Genomic DNA, 4998 nt, shown 5'->3' on the forward strand with positions numbered 1-4998 from the left:
ATGGCGACGCCCCTGCCGGCGCCGCCGGCCCGCCGGACCCGGCGCGGCCCGGCGCCCGGCCCGCAGCGTCGGCGCGATCGCGGCCCACTCCCCGGCCTGCCACCGCCCCACACGCCCCTTCCCAAGGGTCCGTGTCGTGTCCCGTCCGCTCATCGCTCCCCTTCCCCGGCCCCAGAACGCCCGAGGCCCGCCGCCGATGCCCCACCGCTCAGCGTTGGACACACACCGTAATCGACCCCACTGACAATCGCCCCGACACCCGCCCACGACGCCCCGCCGAGAGACGGGCTCCCCCTCAGCCCGCCGCCGGCCCGTCCGCCACCAACAGGGCCTCCCCGCCCACCGGTCGGAACCCGGCGGCCTGGAAGGCGCGGACGCTGCGCGCGTTCCCCGGCGGCTGTTGCGACCACAACAGTTCGCCCTCGGGGAGGAGTTGCCGGCCGGCCAGTGCCAACGCCCGGCCCAGGCCCCGCCCCCTGGCCTCCTCGTCCACCTCGATCGCGATCTCCCAGCGTCCCGCGACGCCCCGCCCCAGCACGAGCACCCCGCCGTCGGTCCCCCACACCCGCACCGCGTCGCGGAACCTCCGCGCCCGCACCACCCGGGGATGGTCGGTCTCGGTGATCTCGGTCAGCGGCACCTCGGGCCGCTCCGGCAGGGCGGGCGCGACGGTCAACACGTCGACAATGTTGACCCGGCGCCCGGTGTGGGCGCCCAACGCGACGAGAAACGCGGGGCCCAGCGGCGCGGCCAGCTGGTCGGGCGAGGCCGCCAGCAGCGCCTCGCGCACCCACCCCGGCTCCACGTCCGCGAAGATCACCGCGTGCGCGCTCATCCCCAACACGCCCGCGTCACGCGGTCCTGGCTGCGGCAGCACCGTGAACCCGCCGTCCGCCGGCGGGAAGTCGCCCCGGGCCGCCGCCCGCAGCACCTCGGCCAGCGCGCCGGCGCCCTGTGCGGTCACGCCGTCGCCGGCGTGCGGGTGTGGGGACATCGTCCGGCCGCCTCTCTCCTCGGCCGGGCCCGGCGCCCGGCCGTCTCGTCGACGCTCCATGATCCCCAACGCCCCACGCGCCGCCTCACCCGGCCCGGGGCCCGGCGTTCGGAAGGTGGGTCCGCTCAGGGCTCGGTCGTGGAGACCGCGTAGACGCGCGGGCGTTCCTCCCTGGTGAGGTCGACCGTGATCGCCACCTCGGGCTCGTGCTCCGACTGCCGCACGATGGTCCCCGCGTAGATCCGCCCCGGCTCGTCGAAGGCCCAGCCGACGGTCTCGGCCTGGCGCGTCGGGATCGTCACCGTGCCCTCGACCAGGCCGCCCCTGCTGGTGCCCAGCTCCTCCAGGAAGCCGCTGAGCTGGCTTGGCGAGCAGCGGAACTCCACGTACATGGTGCTGCTGTCCCAGGAGTTGGTCTCGAAGTGGCCGACGTAGGCCGAGCCGCCCGGGATCGGGATGTCGTAGATGCGGCGCTGCACCTTGCTGGGCCACTCGTAGACCAGGGTGCGCGCCGAGGCGGCCCTGGCCTTGTCCTCGCCGCTGTCGCGGCTCTGGTAGGCGGACAGCACCATGTACCCGGCGGGGATGGCGATCAGCAGGAGCACCGTCAGCGCCACCAGCCAGCGGTGGCGGGGCCGGTGCGGCGGCCGGCGCGGCACGTCGGAGGTGCCGCCCTGGGTGCTCAACGTGGTCGTCACTGCTCACCCGCCCAACCGCGTGGAGTGAGCCGCAGGTCGAAGGCGGGGCGGTGCGCCCGCTCGGCACGCCGGCGGTTCGCCCGGCGGAAGCGGCGCGCGACCAGCCGCGCGAGGTCGGCGGCGCCGACCATGCCCGCGTCGGCTCCCAGCGCGGCCCGCACGATGGTGGCCTCCGGGCGGTACCCGCGCCCGGTCAGCTGGCGGCGGAACGCCTCCCTGGCCGGGCCGATCAGCAGCTCGTCGGCGTCGCTGACCCCGCCGCCGACCACAAACCGCGCCGGGTCCAGCGCGGCGGCCAGGTTGGCGATGCCCACGCCCAGCCAACGGCCGATGTCCTGGAGGAGTTCCACGCACATCGGGTCGCCCTCGCGGGCCAGCTCCGTGATCAACGGGCCGGTGATGTCCCCGATCTGCCCCTTCACCCGGTCCAGGATGTGGTGGGCCACCGGGGAGTCGGCGGCCGCCAGCTCGCGCGCCTCCCTGACCAGCGCGTTCCCCGAGCTGTACTGCTCCCAGCAGCCACGGTTCCCACAGGGGCAGCGGTGTCCTTCGGGCACGACCTGCATGTGGCCGAACTCGCCTGCGACGCCGAACGCGCCCCGCTTGACCTTGCCGGCCTCCAGTATCCCGCCGCCGATGCCGGTGCCCAGGGTGATCATCACCAGGTGGTCGGCGCCCCGGCCGGCCCCGAAGCGCCACTCGCCCCAGGCGGCCGTGTTGGCGTCGTTGTCCACCATGATCGGCACCGCCAGGCGCGCGGCCAGCGCCTCGCGCAACGGCTCGTTCCGCCAGGCGAGATGGGGCGCGAACAGCACCGTGGCGCGGTCGGCGTCGACCCAGCCGGCGGCGCCGACGCCCACCGCGTGCACGTCGTGCCGGTCGGAGAGGTCCAACACCAGCTCCGCGATGGTGTCCTCGACCACCTTGGGACTCTTGGACTTGTCCGGCGTCTCGGTGCGCACCCGCTCCAGGATGGTGCCGTCGGCGTCCACCACGCCCGCCATCACCTTGGTGCCGCCGATGTCGATGCCCACGGTCGGCACCCGGGGCGCGGAGAGATGTGAGGAGCGCTCGCGACTGGCGATGGCGCGCAGGACCGATGCCCGCGCCGTCTGGCGGTGCGCACGCTCACGGTAGGTACTCATCGGCTCGATTGTGCCCTACCCCGCCGACGGGTGGCGGCCTGCCCACCGGCAGGCGGCGGGCCGCCGAAGGCCGTGGAACGCCCGGGTGTCCGGGCGAGGGACGGCCGGGAAAGCGACGGGGAACGGCGGGCGACGCACCCCCCGAACGGTACCCGCGCCGGCGCGCGCGGCGTGCGCGCCGGCGGTCCCCCACCACGCCGGGGCGGCGGCCGGAACGGGTGGGGCGGGGGCGGCCGATTGGCCTGGTGGCGGACCGGGGATCATTGCGGGAGCCGTGCCGAGCGCCCCGCTCCGGCGCGGGGGCCGGTCGCGAGGAGGTCCGTTGAAACGCCCGACCATGCAGGACATCGCCCATCGGGCGGGGGTCACCAAGGCCGCCGTCTCCTTCGCCCTCAACGGTCGCCCCGGGGTGTCGGAGACCACCAGGGGACGCATTCTGGCCATCGCCGAGGAGTTGGGCTGGCAGCCGAGCAGCGCGGCCAGGGCCCTGTCGGACGGACGGGCGGGCGCGTTCGGCATGGTCATCGACCGCCCGGCGCACACCCTGGGCCTCGAACCCTTCTTCATGCAGCTGATCTCCGGCATCCAGGCCGAACTCGCGACGGACACCACGCCGTTGCTGCTGACCATGGCCGAGGACCAGGCCGCCGAGATCGCGCTCTACCGCTCGTGGTGGGCGCGCCGGGCGGTGGACGGGGTGTTCCTCGTCGACCTCCAGGTGGCCGACGCGCGGGTTCCGGTGCTGGAGGAGCTGGGGATGCCGACGGTGGTGATCGGGGCGCCGGTGGGGACCGGGCGGCTGCCGGCGGTGTGGAGCGACGACGCGGCGGCGGTCACCACGGCGGTCATCCACCTGGCGGACCTGGGCCACCGCCGGCTGGCGCGGGTCTCCGGCCCGAACCGGCTGCGGCACACCTCGGTGCGGACGGCCGCCTTCGAACGGGCGACGGCCGAACTCGGCCTGGGCGGGCGGACGCTGGAGGCCGACTACAGCGGCGAGGGCGGCGCGGCGGCCACCCGGGAGCTGCTCGACCGGGAACGCCCGCCGACGGCGATCATCTACGACAACGACGTGATGGCGCTCTCCGGGGTGACGGCGGCCCAGAACCTGGGGCTGAGGGTGCCCACGGACGTGTCCATGGTGGCCTGGGACGACTCGGCGCTGTGCGAGCTGGTCAACCCGCCATTGACGGCGCTCCGTCGCGACATCGGGGGCTATGGCGCGCGGGCGGCGCGCCGGCTGCGGGCGGCGGCCAGCGGTGAGCGCCCGGGTGACCTCCAGGACACCGCGCCCTCGCTCACGCTGCGCGGCTCCACCGCCCCGCCGCCGCCGGGGAGTTGACGCGGGACGCGAAGTGGGTGATCGAGGGGTACGCCGGGCTGTCGGCGCGGGCGGTGGCCGCCGGCGTGCGCGCGGGCCGGCTGTCGGCGGTGGCCGTCGTCGAGGCGGCGCTTCGGCGCATCGCGGAGGTCGACGGGGAGCTGCGGGCGTTCGCCGCCGTCTGGCCGGAGGCGGCGCTGGAGCGGGCGGCCGAGGTGGACGCGGCGGTGCGGGCCGGCGCCCAACCGCCCCTCGCCGGCGTGCCGTTGGGCGTCAAGGGCACGGAGGGCACGGCCTCCTGGCAGAGTCGGCGGCTGGTGGCGGCCGGCTGCGTGCCGGTGGGCGCCACGGCGACGCCGGGGCCCGGCACGCCCTGGCGCACCTGGGGCTGGACGGAGCGCGGGGCGACCCGCAACCCGTGGCTGCCGGACCGCTCCCCCGGCGGCTCGTCGGCCGGCTCGGCGGTGGCGGTGGCCGCCGGGATGGTGCCGTTGGCCACCGGAAGCGACGGCGCCGGCTCGGTGCGCGTTCCCGCCGCGTGGTGCGGGGTGGTCGGGCTGAAGCCGACCAACGGGCGGGTGCCGGCGCGGGATCGGGCCGGGTTGAACGTGGGCGGGCCGCTGGTGCGGCACCCGGCGGACGCGGCGGCCTGGCTGGACGCGGTCGCGGTCCCCTCGCCCGGGCCGCCGGCCGGGGCATCGCGCCCGGTGCGGGTGGTGTGGTCGGTGGATCTGGGCTTCGCCGCGACGGCGCCCGAGGTCGCGGCGGTGGCGGAGCGCGCGCTGGCGCGCTGGGAGGCGCGCGGGCCGCTGGTGCGGGCGGAGCACCGCGTGCGGCTGG

At 76.4% G+C, this 4998-nt stretch carries 5 protein-coding genes; 2 read left to right on the top strand and 3 right to left on the bottom strand.

The window, feature by feature from the left end; translation table 11 throughout:
- Positions 1 to 295: 295 nt before the first annotated feature.
- The 3 genes from EBN88_RS28480 to EBN88_RS28490 form a co-directional block, all read right to left on the bottom strand.
- Positions 296 to 994: a GNAT family N-acetyltransferase gene (locus EBN88_RS28480; protein ID WP_199742523.1), complete on the bottom strand. Its 699-nt coding sequence runs from the start codon at positions 992 to 994 to the stop codon at positions 296 to 298.
- Positions 995 to 1119: 125 nt separating this feature from the next.
- Entirely contained in the window at positions 1120 to 1692 is a 573-nt protein-coding gene (locus EBN88_RS28485; RefSeq protein ID WP_233581071.1) for a hypothetical protein, read from the bottom strand.
- A complete protein-coding gene (locus tag EBN88_RS28490) occupies positions 1689 to 2837 on the bottom strand; it encodes an ROK family glucokinase (RefSeq protein ID WP_122399897.1) in 1149 nt (382 codons plus the stop codon). The genes EBN88_RS28485 and EBN88_RS28490 overlap by 4 nt, the downstream gene beginning before the upstream one ends.
- A gap of 322 nt (positions 2838 to 3159) precedes the next feature.
- Here EBN88_RS28490 and EBN88_RS28495 point away from each other — a divergent pair, with 322 nt between their 5' ends.
- The gene (locus EBN88_RS28495) at positions 3160 to 4179 is read left to right on the top strand and encodes a LacI family DNA-binding transcriptional regulator (RefSeq protein WP_122399898.1); all 1020 of its coding nucleotides are present in this window, start codon (positions 3160 to 3162) and stop codon (positions 4177 to 4179) included.
- Positions 4176 to 4998, top strand: an 823-nt coding sequence (locus EBN88_RS28500; RefSeq protein ID WP_233581072.1) for an amidase family protein, incomplete at its 3' end; no start/stop codon positions are given. The genes EBN88_RS28495 and EBN88_RS28500, both read left to right, overlap by 4 nt.

The sequence above is a fragment of the Streptomyces triticirhizae genome (genome assembly GCF_003696235.1).
Taxonomy (GTDB): domain Bacteria; phylum Actinomycetota; class Actinomycetes; order Streptomycetales; family Streptomycetaceae; genus Streptomyces; species Streptomyces triticirhizae.

Coding starts and splice junctions, on each gene's coding strand:
- EBN88_RS28480 (WP_199742523.1), bottom strand. CDS start 994: ATGTCCCCACACCCGCACGCCGGCGACGGCGTGACCGCACAGGGCGCC.
- EBN88_RS28490 (WP_122399897.1), bottom strand. CDS start 2,837: ATGAGTACCTACCGTGAGCGTGCGCACCGCCAGACGGCGCGGGCATCG.